Origin of the sequence: Micromonospora sediminimaris (assembly GCF_016863575.1) — a bacterium.
GTDB classification, from domain to species: domain Bacteria; phylum Actinomycetota; class Actinomycetes; order Mycobacteriales; family Micromonosporaceae; genus Micromonospora; species Micromonospora sediminimaris.
The window spans coordinates 28,485-45,959 of record NZ_BOPD01000021.1 but is presented as its reverse complement, the minus strand read 5'-3'; the positions used below and the strand labels follow the sequence as shown (position 1 = coordinate 45,959).

Genomic DNA, 17,475 nt, shown 5'->3' with positions numbered 1-17,475 from the left:
GCCGCGCCACCACTGCTTGGCTGAGTGCCATGCAGACACTGGTGCTCGGCGGAACGGCATGGCTGGGGCAGGAGGTGGCCCGGCAGGCCGTCGCTCGGGGACACGCCGTCACCTGCCTGGCCCGTGGGGAGAGCGGAGCGGTGCCGGACGGCGCGACCCTGGTCTCGGCGGACCGCCGCGACCCGACAGCGTACGACCGGTTGCGCTACCGGGACTGGGACGTCGTCATCGAGGTGTCGTGGCAGCCCGGCTTCGTCCGGCAGGCCCTGCGCGCGCTGGGCGACCGGGCCCGGCACTGGAGCTACGTCTCGTCCGTCAGCGCCTACGCCAGCCACGACACACCCGGCGCCGACGAGTCGGCGGCCACCCTGCCGGCAACGGTCCGCGACGAGGTCGACCGCGAGGAGTACGGCGAAGCCAAGGTGGCCTGCGAGCAGCTCTCCACGACCGAGGTCGGCGACCGGTTGCTGGTGGCCCGGGCCGGGTTGATCGGCGGCCCCGGCGACCACACCGATCGCTCCGGCTACTGGGTGGCGCGGGCCGCCCGCGACCCCGAGGAACCCATGCTGGTACCCCGTACCCCCGATCTGTCGACCCAGGTGATCGACGTGCGCGATCTGGTCACCTGGCTGCTGGACAGCGCGACGGCCGGGACGGTCGGCACGTTCAACGCGGTCGGGCCGGTGGTGCCCTTCGGCGAATGGATCGCCCGGTGCCGCGCCATCGGCGGGCACACCGGCCCGGTGGTCGACGTCGACGCCGACTGGCTGGTGGCCCAGGGCGTGGCCCAGTACATGGGCCCGGAGTCGCTGCCGATGTGGCTGGTCGAGCCGGGCTGGTCCGGCTGGTCGGCGCGTAGCGGGGCGGCGGCGGTCGCCGCCGGGCTGCGGCACCGGCCACGCCCAGACCTGCTGGCGGACACCCTTGCCTGGGAGCGCGAGGCGGGGCTGAACCGTGACCGGCGGGCCGGCCTGAGCGCCGGCCGAGAGGCCGAACTGCTCGACGTCCTGGCCCAGTCGAACGGCCCCAAGTCAGCCTCCTGAGGCCTGCCGCCGGACGCTGACGCCGTAGCTGGCCGAGAACGGCGACAACATCGGGGATGTTGTCGCGTCAAGCCACCGCGAGGCAGCAACATCCCCGTAGTTGTAGGCGGCCCGGCGGGCGTCACCGGCGAGCAACGTACCTCCCGGCGCTTGCTCACAGCGCTGTGCCGTGTCGGCGTGTCGCGCTGCCAACGCAAAGCGCCCGGGTCAGATCCGATCGCAGATCTGGGTGACGAAGGCACGCCACGCGGACGGGGCGAAGGTCAGCGCGGGACCGTTCGGGTTCTTCGAGTCGCGGACACCGACGACGCCGGGAAGATTGTCGGCAACCTCAACGCAGTTGCCGCCGCTAGTGCCGCTGCGGGTGCTCTTGCGCCACCGCGCGCCGTTCAGGTCCATTGGTTCGCTGCCTCCTTGATGAGGTTTAGGGACTGTCGCCGGGGAAGGGCCTCGGTCCGGACGCTCTCCCATCGCTGAAAGAGCGTATCGAGGTCAGCTGGTCGGTCCACCACCTCACCGCCCAGCTGGCTTTCGAGGTGGCCGATCCAACTGCCGTCCGGCATGTGGGCCAGAGACAGTGGACCGGACAGCCCCGCGTGAAGGCCAACATCGGCCGGAATGACGTGGACGCTGATGTTGGGTCGCTCCGCGCAAGCTACAACGTGCGAGAGTTGCCCGGCCATCATCTTCTCGCCTGCGTCGCCCGCGCGACGGATCGCTGCCTCATCGACGACAACGACGAGTTGGGGTGGAGACTCCCTTGTGAGGATGGCCTGCCGTTCAAGCCGACCGGTGACCCGGCGATCCACCTCGTCATCGGTCAGGCGGGGATCGAGTCGTAAGACAGCACGAGCGTATGCCTCGCTTTGCAACAGGCCCGGGATCAGGTTGGGCTCGAAGTAGCGGAGCTGCGTCGCACCGCGCTCGGCGTCGAGCCATGGCAGGAACCAGGACGGTGCGCCGAGCTTCATCGCCAGTCGCTCGAAAAGGCCACCGTTGCTCAGCGCGCGGTCGGCGCCTCGGGCGAACTCCAACGTCAATGCCCGAGTACCGCCCTCAACAGCGCTGACGTGGGAGGCACTGAAGCCGGCGCCGCGCCCGAATGCCTCTTGGGTCATGCCGGCCGCGCCCCGTGCCCGGCGGATCTCGCCCACGATGAAGGACGCCACGGGGTTCGGCATGTCAGGCATTCAAGGCTCCCCAAACTGAAGATCGATTACCCAGATCACCACCGAATCGGCGGCCGTTTCGCCAGCTCAGCCCGGACGGCGGAAGCACCTTCCGAGAGTAACGGCCTCCATACCAGAGTGTCACCAGCGGAACCGCGGACGTGGCACGGCCCGTCGGCGGGACCAGCACGGGGCCGCCCGACGGGCGAGCACTCTCGGGCGGCCCTCCCACACTCCGTGTCGACTGAGGAGGCCCGCCGTGCCCGTGCCGAAGCCCACCACCGCCGTACCCGCGTCCCGTTGGCCGGCCCGGCTCGGCCCTCGCCATGTCCGGTGATGCGGGAGGACGGCACGCCTCGGGTCTCTCCCGGCGTGTACCTCCTGGACCGGGCGGCTTCCCCGCAGTTCGCCAGCCCGATCCTGGTGCGGGTGATCCGCGAGCTGCCGGACCGGCACCCGCCGTACGCCTGGACCTGGGTCGACTGCTACCAGCTCGATCGGCACGGCGACGCGACGGAGAAGCGGCAGTTGTTCGTGATGCCGCAGGGCATGCGTCCGGTGCGCCTGGCACCGGTCCCCTACGCCACGCGTCGGCGCCCGTCCCTCCCCGCCGCGCGGGCGGGAGGGTGAGCAGCGGACCGGTCGAGCACGTCGCGTCCCGTCCCACGTGGCGCTGCCGGGCCTGCGGGACCGCCTGGCCTTGTTCCCCGGCGAAGCTGCGTCTGCTCGCGGAGTACCGGGAGAACCTGCCCAACCTGATGGTCTATCTGGTGACCTTGCGCGAGGAGGCCGCCGAGCAGCTCGCCGGGCTGGGCGGCAGCGAGCCGCCGACCGACCTGCACCGCCGCTTCACCGACTGGGTGCCGGCCCGGCCCCGATGAGCCGCCCGCCCCGGGTCCGCGCACTCCCCCGACGCGGCCCCGGGGCGGGCTCCACCGCTCGGGCTCAGCCGAGGTCGGCGGGGTGGCCGAGTTCCCGGGAGATCTGGTTCGCGGTGTCGAGCAGCAGCGGGAGGCTCTCCTTGAGCTGGTCGAGGCTCGCGATGACCTCGATCGCGGTCATCGAGGCGGCGGCGATGACCTGCCCGCGCGAGTCCCTGATCGGCGCCGCCACGCACATGACGTACGTGTCGTGTTCGCCGTTGTCGACGGCCCAGCCCTGGTCCTTGATGCGGAGGAGTTCGGCGTCGAGAGACTCGCGGTCGGCGTACGTGGTGGGGGTGAATCGTTCGAAGACGACGTGGGAGAGGAGGCGGTCGCGTTCCTCCGTGGGCAGGTACGCCAGGATGGTCTTCCCGACCGCGCTCGCGTAGATCGAGACCGCCCGCCCGATCCGTGACGGCAGCTTGACCGCGTCGAAAGCGGGACTGTCGACCTTGTCGATATAGATGATCTCGTCGCCGGTCAGCTGCGCCAGGTGCACGGTGTGGCCGGTCTCGCGCTGAAGCGCACGCAGGGGCGCGGCGGCGAACTGGCGCAGGTCCATCGAGCCCAGGGCGAGTTCCGACAGTTCGATGATGCCGCTGCCGAGCACGTACGTCCCGGCACCGGTCCGGCGGACGAAGCGGGCCGATTCGAGTGTCTGAAGGATCCGCAGGGCGGTGGACTTGTGCACTCCCAGGACCTCCGCCGCCTCGGTGAGTGACAGCGGATGCTCCGCGGCGCGACGGATCAGGTCGACCGCCCGGCGAATCGATTGCGACAACGTCCTGTCTCCCTCCGCGCAGCGACCCGGGACGGCCGCCGGTTGCATCATATGCAATGTAGTCCGCCCTCAGCGCAACCGACTATTGACACCGTTGCACATGTCGCTACGATCGTTGCAGATTCCAGCTCGGCGACTCTGACCTGCGACAGGGGAGCGACGATGAGCAAGGAGCCCTGGTTCGGAAGTGCCGCCGAGGCGTTGCCGGACGACGTCGACCACAGCGTCCTCATCGGCCGGATCTGGGACCCGTCCGTCGACGGCCCCTCCCCGGTGACCGTTCGCGACGGCGACGTCATCGACCTCAGCCGCCAGTTTCCGACCGTCCGGGACATCTGCGAGCTGCCCGAGCCCGCCAAGGCCGTGGCCGGGTCGGACGGGCCACGGGTCGGCGGCTTCGACGAGCTGCTGGCCAACACCGGTGCCGCGAACCGGGACCGGAGCCGGCCCTGGCTGCTCGCCCCGGTCGACCTGCAAGCGGTCAAGGCCGCCGGCGTGACGTTTCCCGTCTCGATGATCGAACGCGTCATCGAGGAGCGGGCGCGGGGAGACCTGACCCTCGCGGCGGACATTCGTGGCCGGATGCTCGCGGACGTCGGTGCCGACCTGCACAGCCTGGTCCCCGGCTCGGTCGAGGCGGAGCGGCTCAAGGCCACACTGATCGCCGAAGGCCTCTGGAGTCAGTACCTGGAGGTGGGGATCGGTCCGGACGCCGAGATCTTCACGAAGGGTCAGCCGCTCTCCGCCGTCGGCACCGCCGTCCCGGTCGGCGTACTCGCCGCCTCGACCTGGAACAACCCGGAACCCGAGGTCGCTCTCATCGTCCAGTCCAGCGGTCGGATCGTCGGTGCCACCCTGGGCAACGACGTCAACCTGCGGGACGTCGAGGGACGGTCGGCGCTGCTGCTCCCCCGAGCCAAGGACAACAACGCCGCATGCGCGCTCGGTCCGTTGATCCGGCTGTTCGACGAGCGGTTTCCGCTCAGCCGGGTACGCGAACTGGAGGTGGGTCTCCAGGTCCACGGGGTGGACGACTTCCACCTGGCGGCGACCTCGGAGATGGCGCGGATGTCACGCGACCCGGCGGAGCTGGTCCGGCAGCTGATCGGCCCCCATCACCAGTACCCCGACGGCGCCGTCCTGATGCTCGGCACCATGTTCGCCCCCACCCAGGACCGCGAGCGCCCCGGTGAGGGCTTCACCCACAAGGTCGACGACGTGGTGCGGATCAGCTGCCCGGCGCTCGGCACCCTGGTCAACCGGGTGTGGCACGCGGAGCAGTGCGAGCCGTGGCGGTTCGGCGTCCGCGATCTCATGAGCAATCTGGCGAGGAGAGGACTGCTGTGAAAGTCACCACCACCGATCCGCGCGACGGCCGGCAACACCCGACGGATCTCACCGAGACGGACGAGGCTGGCGTGGCGACGATCGCCGGCCAGGCGTTCCGAGCGGCACAGTGGCTGTCCGACCTGGGCAGGACCGGCAGGGCGCAGCTGCTGGACGCGGTCGCCGGCTCCCTGGAGTCCCGTCGTGCGGATCTGGTCGCGACGGCGGAGGCGGAGACCGGGCTGGGGCAGGCACGACTCGACTCGGAGCTGACCCGGGCGGCGATCCAGTTCCGGATGTTCGCGGCGGTGCTGCGCGACGGTGGGTACCTGGAGGCGGCCATCGACCACGCCGCCGACACGCCACTCGGACCCGGCCCGGACGTGCGACGGATGCTCGTACCCCTCGGACCGGTGGCCGTCTTCGGCGCCAGCAACTTCCCGTTCGCCTTCTCCGTCGCCGGGGGCGACACCGCCTCGGCGCTGGCCGCCGGCTGCCCCACTGTCGTGAAGGCCCACCCGTCCCATCCGCTGACGTCGCGTGCCTCCGCCGACGCGGTCGAGTCGGCCGTCCGCGACCTGGATGGGCCCGACGGCGTGCTCGCGGCGGTGTACGGGGAGCAGGCCGGCCGTTCGTTGGTGCGCCAGCCGACGATCCGGGCGGCCGCCCTGACCGGCTCGATCGGCGCTGCCCGCGCCATCCAGGCGGCCATCGACGAACGCGCCGACCCCATTCCGCTGTACGCCGAGTTGGGCAGCGTGAACCCGATCGTCGTCCTGCCCGACGCGGCGGCCAGCCGGGGAGACCAGATCGCCGACGGGCTGTTCGCCTCCTTCACCGCCTCGGGCGGTCAGCTCTGCACCAAGCCGGGGCTGGCGTTCCTTCCGGCGGACCCGGGCGGAGACCGGCTTGTCGACGCGCTCCGGGGGAAGGTCGCCGCCGCCGGCGGGATGGTGCTGCTCAATCAGCGCATCCGCGACGCGTACGAAAGCGGGGCCAACGCGTTGGAGAAGGCCGGCGCTCGCCTCGTCGCGCAACCCCGGATCGACGCCGACGCGGGCTTCACGGTGGCGCCGACGCTGCTGGAGGTCGACCTGCCGGGCCTGACCACCGAGATCACCGACGAGTGCTTCGGCCCGCTCATGGTGGTGGTCCGCTACCGCGACGTCACCGAACTCGACGCCGCGCTGGCGACCGTGCCGCCGTCGCTCACCGGCTCCATCCACAGCGGACCGGAGGACGACACCGTCGCCGTACGCAGGCTCGTCGACGTCTTCGCCGCCCGCTCCGGTCGCATCGTCTTCGACGGCTACCCCACTGGCGTCCGGGTGTCGTGGGCCCAGCACCACGGCGGTCCCTGGCCGTCGACGAATGCCGTGCACACCTCCGTGGGCGCCACCTCGATCCGACGCTTCCTACGCCCGCTGGCCTGGCAGAACGCCCCGGAGTGGATGCTGCCTGCGGAGTTGCGAGACGAGTACACCGCCATTCCCCGCCGAGTCGATGGGAGGTGGCTGCCAGGAATCGATCGCCAGCCCTGATGTGGACGCATGGAACCTCGCGCACCGAGCCCGAAGGGAACCCACGTCAATGAAGACGACACGAACACTCGCGACGGTGGCGATGCTCGTAGCCGCGAGCGGCCTGGCCGCCTGCTCCTCGGACGAAGGCGGAAGCGACGCGAGTAACTGCACCAACACCATCACCAAGCAGGACCTGCCGGTTGTGACGATGTGGGCCTGGTACCCCAACATGCAACTGGTCGTGGACAACTTCAACAAGGCCAACGACGAGGTCCAGGTCTGCTGGACCAACGTCGGGCAGGGCGGCGACCAGTACGACAAGTTCCAGACGGCCATCTCGGCGGGCACCGGCGCGCCTGACGTGATCATGGTCGAGATGGACCGGATCCCGACCTTCCAGATCCAGAACGCGCTCGTCGACATCAGTGGGTACGGCCTCGACGCGGTCCGGGCCAACTACGGCGACGGCGCCTGGAAGGACGTCTCGGTCGGCGACGCGGTCTACGGCGTACCTGTCGACGGCGGCCCGCTGGCGATGATCTACCGGAAGGACATCTTCGACAAGTACGAGATCACCCCACCGAAGACCTGGGCCGAGTACGAGCAGGCTGCCCAGAAGGTGAAGGACGCCGGTGGACCGCTCTTCGGTGACCTCGGCGCGAACGTCCCGGCGCTGATGATGGCGCTACAGATCCAGAAGGGCGCAGCCCCGTTCACCTACGATCCCGCCCAGCCGGAATCGATCGGGGTACGGCTGAACGACCAGGCATCGAAGGACGTCCTGGAGTACTGGGGCGGTCTGGTCCGCAAGGGCTTGGTCGGGACGCAGGACCAGTTCACCCCGGAGTACATCTCCGGAGTCATCAACGGCAACTACGCGACCTACATCTCGGCCGCCTGGGCGCCCGGTTACCTGACCGGCGCGGGCGTCGGTCAGGGTGACGACACCGGCACGTTCGCGGTGGCGCCGTTGCCGCAGTGGGATCCGAACAATCCGGTCCAGGTGAACTGGGGCGGATCGGCCTTCTCCGTCACCAGCCAGTCCAAACAGCCGGAACTCGCGGCCAAGGCCGCCTACGGCCTCTACGCCGACGAGGAGTCGCTCACCGACGGCTGGACCAACCAGATCATCTTCCCGCTCAACCTGACCGCACTCAACAATCCCGAGTTCGTCGACCTCAAGGTGGCGTTCTTCGACGGCCAGCAGGCGAACAAGGAGGTGTACGTCCCCGCCGCCAACGCCTACCAGGGCGTCGTCTACAGCCCGTTCGGCCAGTACTACTTCGATGCCATGACCAAGCAGATCAGCGAGATGAGCGCCGGCTCCATCACCGGATCGCAGGCCGCTGACCGGCTCCAGGAAGACGTGACGAAGCACGCCACCGAGCAGGGATTCACCGTCCAGTGACCGACCGGGTGGGCCGTGCCGTCCTCCCCCGGCCGGCCCACCCTCCACCCCCAGCGGCCCTCGTCCCGGAGCCCGAGATGACATCGTTGACCGAGAAGCGCGCACCGCGTACTCAGGATGAGAAGCGCAAGACCCGCGGCAAGACGCGCCGCCGTGAGCACCTGACCGGGTGGCTGTTCGTCGGGCCGTTCGGGGTCGTCTTCCTGGCGTTCCTCATCGCCCCACTGGCGTACGCGCTGTACCTCAGCCTGTTTCAGAAGAAGCTGATCGGTGGCACCAGCTTCGTCCTGTTCGACAACTACGTGAAGGCGTTCACCGACCCGAGCTTCCTGTCCGGAGCGTGGTTCGTCATCCGCTTCGCGCTCGTCGCCATCCCGGTCCAGATCGCCGTCGCGCTCGCCATGGCCCTCATCCTGGACGCGGTGACCTCGCTGTTCACCCGCTTCTCCCGCCTCATGATCTTCCTGCCGTACGCGATCCCCACGGTCATCGGGGCCGTGATGTGGGGGTTCCTGTACAGCCGGAGCTTCGGCCCGCTCACCGACGTCTTCGGATTCTTCGGCGCCACCGCACCCGACTTCCTCAGCAGCAACCTGATCTTCTACGGCCTGCTCAACATCGTCACCTGGCAGTGGGCCGGCTACTACATGATCATCCTGTACGCGGCCCTCCAGGGCATCGACCCGACACTCTACGAGGCCGCCCGCATGGACGGTGCCGGACGATGGCAGGTCGCCCGGCGGATCAAGATTCCGCTGATCGCGCCCGCGCTGATCCTGATCCTGGTCTTCTCGCTCATCGGCACCCTGCAGTTCTTCAACGAACCGCAGATCCTGCGATACCTGGCAGCCGGCACGATCGGGTCGGACTTCACGCCCAACATGTACGCGTACCAGCAGGCGTTCGGGCTGGCCAACTTCAACTACGGGTCGGCGATCTCCTTCGCCCTCGGCGGAGTCGTCTTCGTCTGCGTCTACGCCTTCCTGTTCTTCACCCGCAAGCGGAGGAGCTTCCTCTGATGTCCGAGAGCGCCAGCGCCGGCCACCGCCGAGCGCAACGCCACCTTCCGCTGCAGATCCTGCTCGGCTTCCTGGTGATCTACTTTCTCGTGCCGTTCTGGTGGGTCGTCGTCAACAGCTCCAAGGATGCGCCGGGCCTGTTCGGTGGCGGCAACACCCTCTGGTTCGCCGACCAGGTCGACTACCTCGGCAACCTCAGGCAGTTGTTCACCTACGACGGGGGCATCTACCTGCGGTGGCTGCTGAACTCCACGCTGTACGCGCTCGCCGGCGGAATCGGCGCCACAGTCCTGGCGGTCATGGCCGGCTACGGGTTCGCCAAGTACCGCTTCGCCGCCCGGCGCTTCAGTTTCGCGGTCGTGCTCGGCGCGCTGATGGTGCCGGCCACCGCCCTGGTCATCCCGACCTTCATCATGTTCGCCCGGCTCGGCCTGACCAACACGGTCTGGGCCGTGATCCTCCCGTCGCTGCTCAACCCATTCGGTGTCTACCTGATGCACGTGTACGCGCGCGACGCGGTGCCCGACGAGATCCTGGACGCGGCGCGGGCCGACGGCGCGGGCGAGGTACGGACGTTTCTCCAGATCGCCCTTCCGCTGATGCGCCCCGCAGTGGTCACCGTCCTGCTCCTGTCCGCGGTCGCGTCCTGGAACAACTACTTCCTGCCGCTGGCCATGCTCTCCGACAACCGGCTCTTCCCGGTCACCGTCGGCCTCGGCCTCTGGCAGGGGGTCGCCTCCGCGAACAACGCGGGCGGCACCTCCCTGTGGAGCCTGATCATCCTGGGCTCCCTCGTGTCGGTCATCCCATTGATCATCGCGTTCTTCAGCCTGCAACGGCACTGGCGCGGCGGGCTGTCCGTCGGGGGCCTCAGGTAGCCGCCGCCAACTGATCGACAGCTTGCCCCTCGACCGCCGCCCACTGCGCGGCCAGAGCTTTGACAGGAAAGGTGTGCTGATGTCGATGACGAGTCGACCGCTGCGCAGCGGCCAGTGGTTCGGTGCCGACGGCCGCAACGGGTTCATTCATCGATCGTGGATGCGCAACCAGGGGTTCGCCGACGACGTCTTCGACGGTCGACCGGTGATCGGCATCGCGACCACCTGGTCGGAGCTGACTCCGTGTAACGCTCACCTGCGCGAGCTGGCTGAATCGGTGAAGCGGGGAATCTGGGAGAGCGGCGGCCTGCCGCTGGAGTTTCCCGCGATGAGCCTCGGCGAACCCCTCATGCGGCCCACCACCATGCTCTACCGCAACCTGCTGGCGATGGAGGCGGAGGAACTGATCAGGGCCAACCCCCTCGACGGCGTGGTCCTGCTTTCCGGCTGCGACAAGACCACGCCCGGCCTGCTGATGGGTGCGGCAAGCGTCGACCTGCCGACCCTGTTGATCACCGGCGGGCCGATGCTCAACGGCAAGTTCCGTGGCCAGGACATCGGGTCCGGCACCGCCGTCTGGCGCTTCACCGAGGATCTTCGGGCCGGCCGGGTGACCGCGGCCGACTGCGCCGAGGCGGAGGTCTGCATGTCCCGCAGCCGGGGCCACTGCATGACCATGGGCACCGCCTCCACCATGGCCTGCGTGACCGAGGCGTTGGGCGTGCAACTGCCGGGCGCCGCCGCGGTTCCGGCGGTCGACTCACGACGGTACGCGCTCGCCCACGCCGCCGGACGGCGCATCGTCGACATGGTCGACCAGGATCAGCGCCTGTCCATGGTGCTCACCCGCGAGGCGTTCGAGAACGCCATCCGGGTCAACGCCGCGATCGGTGGCTCCACAAACGCCGTGGTGCATCTGCTCGCCATCGCCGGCCGCGTCGGTGTGCCCCTGTCGCTTGAGGACTTCGACACCCTCACCGGCGACGTACCCATGCTTGTCAACCTGATGCCGTCCGGGACGTACCTGATGGAGGACTTCGCGTACGCCGGTGGGGTGCCGGCGGTGATGGCGGAGATCGCCCCGCTGCTGCACCTGGACCAGATCACGGTCAGCGGGAAGAGCGTGGCCGACAACATCGACGGCGTCCAGTGCTGGAACCGGCAGGTCATCGGCACCCTCGCCGAACCCTTCCAACCCGCCGGATCGGGCACCGTCGTGCTACGTGGGTCGCTCGCGCCGTCCGGTGCGGTGCTGAAGGTCTCCGCCGCCTCGGCTCACCTGCTCACCCACACCGGGCCGGCGCTGGTCTTCGACCGGATCGAGGAGTACGCCGTCGCCGCCGACGATCCGGACCTCGACGTCACGCCCGACACCGTCATCGTGGTGCGCAACGCCGGACCGCGCGGCTACCCGGGCTTCCCCGAGGTGGGCAACGTGCCCATGCCGCGACGGCTGCTCGCCGCCGGCATCACCGACATGGTGCGGATCTCCGACGCCCGGATGAGCGGCACCGGGTACGGCACCTGTGTCCTGCACGCGGCACCGGAGGCGTCGGTGGGCGGCCCACTCGCGCTGGTACGCACCGGCGACCTGGTCCGCCTCGACGTCCCGACACGCCGCCTGGACCTGCTGGTCGACGAGGCCGAACTCGCCGAACGCCGCTCCGCCTGGCAGCCGCCGCGACCGGTGGCCGATCGCGGATGGGTACGGCTGTACAGCGAGCACGTCCAGCAGGCCGACCAAGGCGCGGACCTGGACTTCCTGGTCGGCGGCAGCGGCAGCGCGGTGCCTCGACACTCACACTGACCCGCTCACCTGGGTACATCTGTTGTCGCTGGGACGACAACAGATGTACCCAGCGGTCATCGCGACCGGTCAGTCGGCGAGGGTGCCGGCGGCGCGGCCCTCGTGCAGGGTGAGGTTGCGGCCGTCGGACGGGTCGAACAGGTGGATCTTCTCCAGGTTGAACCAGACCCGCCGGTCCTCGCCCTCGGTGACTGTCGACTCCGCCGACAGCCGGGTGACCAGGTTCGACCCGGCGCCGCTGAAGTCGGCCGCGCCCGCGTCGGCGGCCAACTCCTCCAACTCGGCGGAGGTGGCCCGCTCCCCCTCGACGCTCAGGTAGACGTACTTGTCCGAGCCCATCGACTCGACGATGTCCACCGGGGCGGTGAACTCCATGCCCCGACGGCCGGTCTCCTCGTCGATCAGTTCGGCGTCCTCGAAGTGCTCCGGACGGATGCCGAGGATCAGCTCCCGAGGGGCGTCGGCCCCCTCCAACTCGCGGCGGATCCGGTCGCCGATCGGCACGTCACCCAGGGCGGTACGCAGCGTTCCCTCCTCGACCTTGGCGGTCAGGAAGTTCATCGACGGCGAGCCGATGAACCCGGCCACGAAGAGGTTGTTCGGGTGGTCGTACAGCTCCTGCGGCGGACCGACCTGCTGCACCGCGCCACCGCGCATGATCACCACACGGTCGCCGAGGGTCATCGCCTCGGTCTGGTCGTGGGTGACGTACACGGTGGTGGTGCCGAGCTGCTTCTGCAGGCGGGAGACGACGGTACGCATCTGCACCCGCAGCTTGGCGTCCAGGTTGGACAACGGCTCGTCCATCAGGAACGCCTTCGGCTGCCGGACGATCGCCCGACCCATCGCCACCCGCTGCCGCTGCCCGCCGGAGAGGTTGGCCGGCTTGCGGTCCAGCAACGCGGTCAGTTCCAGGACCTTCGCCGCCTCCTCCACCTTCTGCGCGATCGTCTCCTTGTCGAGCTTGGCCAGCCGCAGCGGGAACGCCATGTTCTCCCGGACGGTCATGTTCGGGTAGAGCGCGTACGACTGGAACACCATGGCGATGTCCCGGTCGCGGGGGGCCTTGTCGTTGACCCGCTGCCCGCCGATGCGCAGCTCACCGGAGCTGATGTCCTCCAGCCCGGCGATCATGTTGAGGGTGGTGGACTTGCCGCAGCCGGAGGGGCCGACCAGGATGACGAACTCGCCGTCGGCGATCTCCAGGTCGACGTCCCGCACCGCCGTGGTGCCGTCCGGGAACTTCTTGCTCACCTTGTCGAGCACGATCTCAGCCACGAGTTACCACCTATCCCTTGACGGCGCCGGAGGTCAGGCCGGAGACGATGCGGCGCTGGAAGAAGAGCACGAACAGGATGATCGGTACCGTGATCACCACGGCGGCGGCGCAGATCGCGCCGGTCGGGTCCTCGAACTGCGAGGCGCCGGTGAAGAACGACAACGCCACCGGCACCGTGCGCGAGCGCTCGGTGGAGGTCAGCGAAATGGCGAACAGGAAGTCGTTCCAGCAGAAGATGAAGACCAGGATCGCCGTGGTGAACAGGCCCGGTGCGGCCAGCGGTGCGATCACCCGCCGAAACGCCTGCCCCTGGGTGGCGCCGTCCATCTTGGCGGCCTTCTCCAGATCCCACGGGATCTGCTTGAAGAACGCCGACAGCGTGTAGATCGCCAACGGCAGCGCGAAGGTGATGTACGGCAGGATCAGGCCCGGCCAGGTGTCGAAGAGGCCCAGTTGCCGCTCGATCTCGAACAGCGGCGAGACCAGCGACACCTGCGGGAACATCGCGATCAGCAGGGAGACGCCGATCAGCAGCCGCTTGCCGGGAAAATCCAACCGGGAGATCGCGTACGCGGCCATCGCGCCGAGCACGACGGCGATGGTGGTGGCGATCAACGCGATGCCGATGGAGTTGATCAACGCTCGGACGAACTGGTCGGTCGCGAAGATCGTCCGGTAGTTCTCCAGCGTCCACTCCCTCGGGATGAACTTCCCGTCGGTGAGCGTCGCCGGCGTCTTGAACGACAACGACATGATCCATAGCACCGGGGTCAGCGCGAACACGACCACGGCGACGTCCAGCAGGCCCCAGCGCACCTTGGCCCGGGTGGTGGTGTCAGCCATGTCAGCGCCTCTCTCCGTCGTCGCTGCCCGGAGCAGCGGTACCGAACAACTTCACGAAGATGAACGCGATGATCGCGACGGTGATGAAGATCAGCACCGACATCGTCGAGCCGATGCCGAGGTTCAGCCCTCGGATCAGGTTGTTGTACGCGATCATCGACACCGACGAGGTCTCGTTGGCCCCCGACGTGAGCACGTAGATGTTGTCGAAGACCCGGAACGCGTCCAGGGTGCGGAACAGCAGCGCCACCAGGATCGCCGGCTTCATCACCGGCAGCATCACCTTGGTGAACCGCTGCCAGGCGGTCGCGCCGTCGGTGGAGGCTGCCTTGAGCAGATCCTCCGGCACCAGCGCCAGCCCCGCCATCAGCAGCAGCGCCATGAACGGCGTGGTCTTCCAGATCTCCGCCAGCATGATGATCGCCAGCGAGCTGGCCCGCTCGGTCAACGGCGCACCGTCGGAGAACAGGTTGGCCAGGTATCCGGTGCCGGGCGTCCACGCGTACCGCCAGGAGAAGGCGGCCACGACCGTGACGATGCCGTACGGGATCAGCGCCGAGGTCCGCACGATCCCCCGCCCGACAAGCGTACGGTGCATGATCAGCGCGAGTCCCATGCCGAGCACCAGCTCCACGGCCACGGTGACCACCGTGATCAGCATGGTCACCCCGAACGCCGTCCACCAGAACTCGTTTGTGAGCACGGTGGCGTAGTTCTGCAGACCGATGAACTCCCGCTCGGCGGGGAACCTCAGGTCGTAACGCTGCAATGAGAGCCAGACCGAGTACAGAATCGGGTAGGCGGTCACCGCCAGCATGACCAGCGCCGCCGGGGCGCACAGCAGCCAACCCAGTCGGCGCTCGGCCCGCTTGTTCTCACTCAGCGGCGGCTTGCCGCCCCGGTTGTCCCGCTGCCCGGGTAACACGGCCTGCCGGCCGCTGCGGGTGTCGGTGCCGTCGGCGGCCACGTCCGCGCCGGCCGGGGTCGCATTGACGCTCATGCCGTCCCTCCGCTTCGCTCCGGTCCGGCCTGAGACACCGGCGCACTGAGCCCGATGGTTCGCTCGCGGTGCCCGCTCACGGCAGGACTCCCCTCGACTCCAGGGCGGCGGCGACCGCCTCGCGCAGCTCGTCGGCGGTCGCCTGCGGGTCGATCGCCGACGGCGGCGACAGGATCGCCGAGGTCACGGTCGAGATGCTCTGGTACGCGGGGGTCAGCGGTCGCACCGCCGAGTCCCGCAACTGTTCGAGGATGGTCTCCTTCATCGGGTACGCCTCGTCCATCTCCGGGTCGGCGTAGACGCTCTCGATGGTCGGCGGCACCCCGTCGTTGATCGCGGAGAACTTCTGGTTCTCCGCGTTGCGCAGGCACCTGGCCGCCTCGAAGGACTCCTCCGGGTGCTCCGAGTACCGGCTGACGGCCAGGTTGATGCCGCCGATGGTGACCCGACCCGGTGTGCCCTCCTCGACTCCCGGCACCCGGGCCCAGGCGACCTGCTCCGCCAGTTCCGGGTTGGCTTCCTGCATGGCCGGATAGACGAACGGCCAGTTCACCTGGAACGCACCGTTGCCGCTCTGGAACTCCAGCCGCACCGGATCCTCGGTGGCGTTGCTGAACGACGGCGAGGTCACCCCGGAGGTGGCGAAGTCGCGCAGCACCTCAAGTGCCCGCACGGCGCCGTCGTCCACCACGGCCTCGGTGCCGTCCTCGTTGAGGATGTTGCCGCCCGCGCTGGCCACGAGCGTGTTGTAGAGCACCACGAGTCCCTCGTACTGGGCGCCCATGGTGAGCACCTGATGCGGCTGGCCCTGATCCCGCAGCCGCTGCGCCGTCGAGATCATCTCGTCCCAGGTGGTCGGCGGCTCGGGCACCAGGTCCTTGCGGTACCACAGCAACTGGACGTTCGTGTGCTTCGGCGCGGCGTAGAGCTTGTCCTGGTACCGGGCGGTCTCCAGCGGGCCTTCGAGAGTGCCCTGCTCCGCCTCGGCGCGGTCCTGCCCGGTCCATTCGAGGATCCAGTCGGCGCTGGCGAACTCCTGAGTCCAGGTCACGTCGAGGCCGAGCACGTCCATGCCGTCGTCCTCGGCCGCGAGCCGGCGCACCATCTGCACCCGCTGCTCGTCGGCTTCCCGCGGCAGCACCCGGTTGACGATGCGGTACCGCCCGGCGGCCTCGGTGTTGCATCTGTCGACCACCTGCTGCAAATTCTGCTCCGGCGGGTAGTACAGGTTGATCGTGGGCACGCCGCCGTCGTCACCAGTGGCACACGCCGCCATCGGTGCCACAAGCGTCAGTGCTGCGGCCGTCGCCGCCATCCGTACGCGGGGCCGGCGTCGACCGCCGGCCGGATCACTCCGCTCGCTCATGACCCTCCCCTCGTTCTCGGCCAACAGCCGGGGAGGACTCCGTGCCCCGGCGCACGGCGAGACGGTCAGGGCTTTGACCTGCTGCTTCGCACCCCTGCGTTTCGTGGCTGGAACACTGCCCGACGTGTGGAGCCGCGAAACCTGCCCGGGCCGAGACGGGCTAAACACCGAACCGTGTGGCCCACGTCACGTGCCGGCGGGCGCACCGGATCACCGGGGCCGGCAAGCGCCGCCGACCACGGCCTGCGGCCTGCCGAGGCGGATGTCGGTGCCGGCCGGCATGATCGGCGGATGATCGCACGCTTCAAGGACCTCTGCCTCGACGCCGCCGACGCACACGCCCTCGGCGGCTTCTGGGCTCGGATTCTGCACGGGGAACTGGTCGATGTCGGTGACGGCGACACCCGGGTCGACTCGCCGACCGGTGTCAGCGCCGAGTCGATCTGGGTCAACCGGGTGCCCGAACCGCGTACCGTCAAGACCCGCGTACACCTGGACCTGCGGTTGGCCGAGGCGAGCCCGGCAGCGCTGCTGGAAGCCGGCGCGCGGCTGGTCCGCGAGCCGGACTCGGAGATCAGCTGGTGGGTGCTGGCCGACCCCGACGGCAACATGTTCTGCGCGTTCGCCCCCGGTGACGACCCCCGCCCGGGGCCGTTCGAGTTGGTGGTCGACTCCGCCGACCCGAGCGCCCAGGCCACCTGGTGGGCCGGTGTCGTCGGCGGCGAGGTCCAGGTCAGCGAGGAGGGGCACGCCTCGGTCACCGGCGCGACCGGCTTCCCCTGGGACCACTGGGTCTTCGACCCCGTCCCGGAGCGCAAGACCGTCAAGAACCGGATGCACTGGGACGTCGACCTGGCCGCCCCCGAGCCGTCCGCGCTGATCAGGGCCGGGGCCACCCTTCTGCGGGAGCCGGACGACGCGGTGTCCTGGTGGGTGCTGGCCGACCCGGAAGGCAACGAATTCTGCGCCTTCCCGCCACGGGACTGACCGGCCGGTGCTACCGGGCAACCGTCAGGTGGACTAGCGTTTAACAAGCTTCGCCGCCAGCGCGTACGCCGTCGCCGTCGATACGCCACCGGCTGACCCCGACCCGCCCGATCGGTTGGTTCT

At 69.1% G+C, this 17,475-nt stretch carries 17 protein-coding genes; 10 read left to right on the top strand and 7 right to left on the bottom strand.

Annotated elements, in window-relative coordinates; all coding sequences use genetic code 11:
* Positions 1-29 precede the first annotated feature (29 nt).
* Entirely contained in the window at positions 30-1,043 is a 1,014-nt protein-coding gene (locus Vse01_RS17785) for an NAD-dependent epimerase/dehydratase family protein (RefSeq protein WP_093408079.1), read from the top strand.
* Between the two features lie 207 nt (positions 1,044-1,250).
* On the opposite strand, the gene Vse01_RS17780 is transcribed toward Vse01_RS17785, so the two are convergent.
* Together Vse01_RS17780 and Vse01_RS17775 are read right to left on the bottom strand one after the other, a co-directional pair.
* Positions 1,251-1,442 carry a DUF397 domain-containing protein gene (locus Vse01_RS17780; protein ID WP_093408082.1) on the bottom strand — a complete coding sequence of 64 codons (192 nt, stop codon included), beginning with the start codon at positions 1,440-1,442 and terminating at the stop codon, positions 1,251-1,253.
* A complete protein-coding gene (locus Vse01_RS17775; protein ID WP_093408084.1) occupies positions 1,433-2,233 on the bottom strand; it encodes a helix-turn-helix domain-containing protein in 801 nt (266 codons plus the stop codon). Before Vse01_RS17775 ends, Vse01_RS17780 begins: the two co-directional genes overlap by 10 nt.
* Positions 2,234-2,449: 216 nt before the next feature.
* Between Vse01_RS17775 and Vse01_RS17770 the strand changes: the two genes are divergently transcribed.
* Positions 2,450-2,842: a hypothetical protein gene (locus Vse01_RS17770; protein WP_239104285.1), complete on the top strand. Its 393-nt coding sequence runs from the start codon at positions 2,450-2,452 to the stop codon at positions 2,840-2,842.
* Positions 2,839-3,093 carry a flavin reductase gene (locus Vse01_RS17765; RefSeq protein ID WP_093408090.1) on the top strand — a complete coding sequence of 85 codons (255 nt, stop codon included), beginning with the start codon at positions 2,839-2,841 and terminating at the stop codon, positions 3,091-3,093. Before Vse01_RS17770 ends, Vse01_RS17765 begins: the two co-directional genes overlap by 4 nt.
* A 64-nt stretch (positions 3,094-3,157) precedes the next feature.
* On the opposite strand, the gene Vse01_RS17760 is transcribed toward Vse01_RS17765, so the two are convergent.
* Complete coding sequence (locus Vse01_RS17760) at positions 3,158-3,916, bottom strand: IclR family transcriptional regulator (RefSeq protein WP_170863537.1); 759 nt, start codon at positions 3,914-3,916, stop codon at positions 3,158-3,160.
* A 162-nt stretch (positions 3,917-4,078) separates the two neighbouring features.
* On the opposite strand from Vse01_RS17760, the gene Vse01_RS17755 reads away from it, so the two are divergent.
* From Vse01_RS17755 to Vse01_RS17730, 6 genes are all read left to right on the top strand, one after another.
* Positions 4,079-5,263 (top strand): fumarylacetoacetate hydrolase family protein, encoded by a 1,185-nt coding sequence (locus Vse01_RS17755; protein ID WP_093408095.1) that lies wholly within the window; start codon positions 4,079-4,081, stop codon positions 5,261-5,263.
* The gene (locus tag Vse01_RS17750; RefSeq protein ID WP_204019252.1) at positions 5,260-6,783 is read left to right on the top strand and encodes an aldehyde dehydrogenase (NADP(+)); all 1,524 of its coding nucleotides are present in this window, start codon (positions 5,260-5,262) and stop codon (positions 6,781-6,783) included. The genes Vse01_RS17755 and Vse01_RS17750 overlap by 4 nt, the downstream gene beginning before the upstream one ends.
* A gap of 82 nt (positions 6,784-6,865) precedes the next feature.
* A complete protein-coding gene (locus Vse01_RS17745; RefSeq protein WP_232511336.1) occupies positions 6,866-8,173 on the top strand; it encodes an ABC transporter substrate-binding protein in 1,308 nt (435 codons plus the stop codon).
* A gap of 77 nt (positions 8,174-8,250) precedes the next feature.
* Positions 8,251-9,192: a carbohydrate ABC transporter permease gene (locus Vse01_RS17740; protein WP_093407206.1), complete on the top strand. Its 942-nt coding sequence runs from the start codon at positions 8,251-8,253 to the stop codon at positions 9,190-9,192.
* On the top strand, positions 9,192-10,070 hold the full coding sequence (locus Vse01_RS17735; RefSeq protein ID WP_093407209.1) for a carbohydrate ABC transporter permease: 879 nt from the start codon (positions 9,192-9,194) through the stop codon (positions 10,068-10,070). Before Vse01_RS17740 ends, Vse01_RS17735 begins: the two co-directional genes overlap by 1 nt.
* A gap of 79 nt (positions 10,071-10,149) precedes the next feature.
* Positions 10,150-11,877, top strand: a complete 1,728-nt coding sequence (locus Vse01_RS17730) for an IlvD/Edd family dehydratase (protein WP_093407608.1) — start codon at positions 10,150-10,152, stop codon at positions 11,875-11,877.
* A gap of 69 nt (positions 11,878-11,946) precedes the next feature.
* On the opposite strand, the gene Vse01_RS17725 is transcribed toward Vse01_RS17730, so the two are convergent.
* From Vse01_RS17725 to Vse01_RS17710, 4 genes are all read right to left on the bottom strand, one after another.
* Positions 11,947-13,155, bottom strand: coding sequence for an ABC transporter ATP-binding protein (locus tag Vse01_RS17725; RefSeq protein WP_093407212.1), 1,209 nt, complete (start codon positions 13,153-13,155; stop codon positions 11,947-11,949).
* A 10-nt stretch (positions 13,156-13,165) separates the two neighbouring features.
* Positions 13,166-13,999 carry a carbohydrate ABC transporter permease gene (locus tag Vse01_RS17720; protein WP_093407214.1) on the bottom strand — a complete coding sequence of 278 codons (834 nt, stop codon included), beginning with the start codon at positions 13,997-13,999 and terminating at the stop codon, positions 13,166-13,168.
* A gap of 1 nt (position 14,000) precedes the next feature.
* The gene (locus Vse01_RS17715) at positions 14,001-14,999 is read right to left on the bottom strand and encodes a carbohydrate ABC transporter permease (RefSeq protein WP_093407217.1); all 999 of its coding nucleotides are present in this window, start codon (positions 14,997-14,999) and stop codon (positions 14,001-14,003) included.
* A 76-nt stretch (positions 15,000-15,075) separates the two neighbouring features.
* Entirely contained in the window at positions 15,076-16,365 is a 1,290-nt protein-coding gene (locus Vse01_RS17710; RefSeq protein ID WP_093407219.1) for an ABC transporter substrate-binding protein, read from the bottom strand.
* Between the two features lie 291 nt (positions 16,366-16,656).
* On the opposite strand from Vse01_RS17710, the gene Vse01_RS17705 reads away from it, so the two are divergent.
* A complete protein-coding gene (locus tag Vse01_RS17705; RefSeq protein ID WP_093407222.1) occupies positions 16,657-17,352 on the top strand; it encodes a VOC family protein in 696 nt (231 codons plus the stop codon).
* The last annotated feature ends 123 nt before the right edge of the window (positions 17,353-17,475 follow it).

Excerpts from the sequence above, each read along its gene's own strand:
- Vse01_RS17740 (WP_093407206.1), top strand. The coding sequence starts at position 8,251 with ATGACATCGTTGACCGAGAAGCGCGCACCGCGTACTCAGGATGAGAAG.
- Vse01_RS17730 (WP_093407608.1), top strand. The coding sequence starts at position 10,150 with ATGTCGATGACGAGTCGACCGCTGCGCAGCGGCCAGTGGTTCGGTGCC.
- Vse01_RS17735 (WP_093407209.1), top strand. The coding sequence starts at position 9,192 with ATGTCCGAGAGCGCCAGCGCCGGCCACCGCCGAGCGCAACGCCACCTT.
- Vse01_RS17705 (WP_093407222.1), top strand. The coding sequence starts at position 16,657 with ATGATCGCACGCTTCAAGGACCTCTGCCTCGACGCCGCCGACGCACAC.
- Vse01_RS17710 (WP_093407219.1), bottom strand. The coding sequence starts at position 16,365 with ATGAGCGAGCGGAGTGATCCGGCCGGCGGTCGACGCCGGCCCCGCGTA.
- Vse01_RS17755 (WP_093408095.1), top strand. The coding sequence starts at position 4,079 with ATGAGCAAGGAGCCCTGGTTCGGAAGTGCCGCCGAGGCGTTGCCGGAC.
- Vse01_RS17775 (WP_093408084.1), bottom strand. The coding sequence starts at position 2,233 with ATGCCTGACATGCCGAACCCCGTGGCGTCCTTCATCGTGGGCGAGATC.
- Vse01_RS17785 (WP_093408079.1), top strand. The coding sequence starts at position 30 with ATGCAGACACTGGTGCTCGGCGGAACGGCATGGCTGGGGCAGGAGGTG.
- Vse01_RS17715 (WP_093407217.1), bottom strand. The coding sequence starts at position 14,999 with ATGAGCGTCAATGCGACCCCGGCCGGCGCGGACGTGGCCGCCGACGGC.
- Vse01_RS17745 (WP_232511336.1), top strand. The coding sequence starts at position 6,866 with ATGCTCGTAGCCGCGAGCGGCCTGGCCGCCTGCTCCTCGGACGAAGGC.
- Vse01_RS17780 (WP_093408082.1), bottom strand. The coding sequence starts at position 1,442 with ATGGACCTGAACGGCGCGCGGTGGCGCAAGAGCACCCGCAGCGGCACT.
- Vse01_RS17720 (WP_093407214.1), bottom strand. The coding sequence starts at position 13,999 with ATGGCTGACACCACCACCCGGGCCAAGGTGCGCTGGGGCCTGCTGGAC.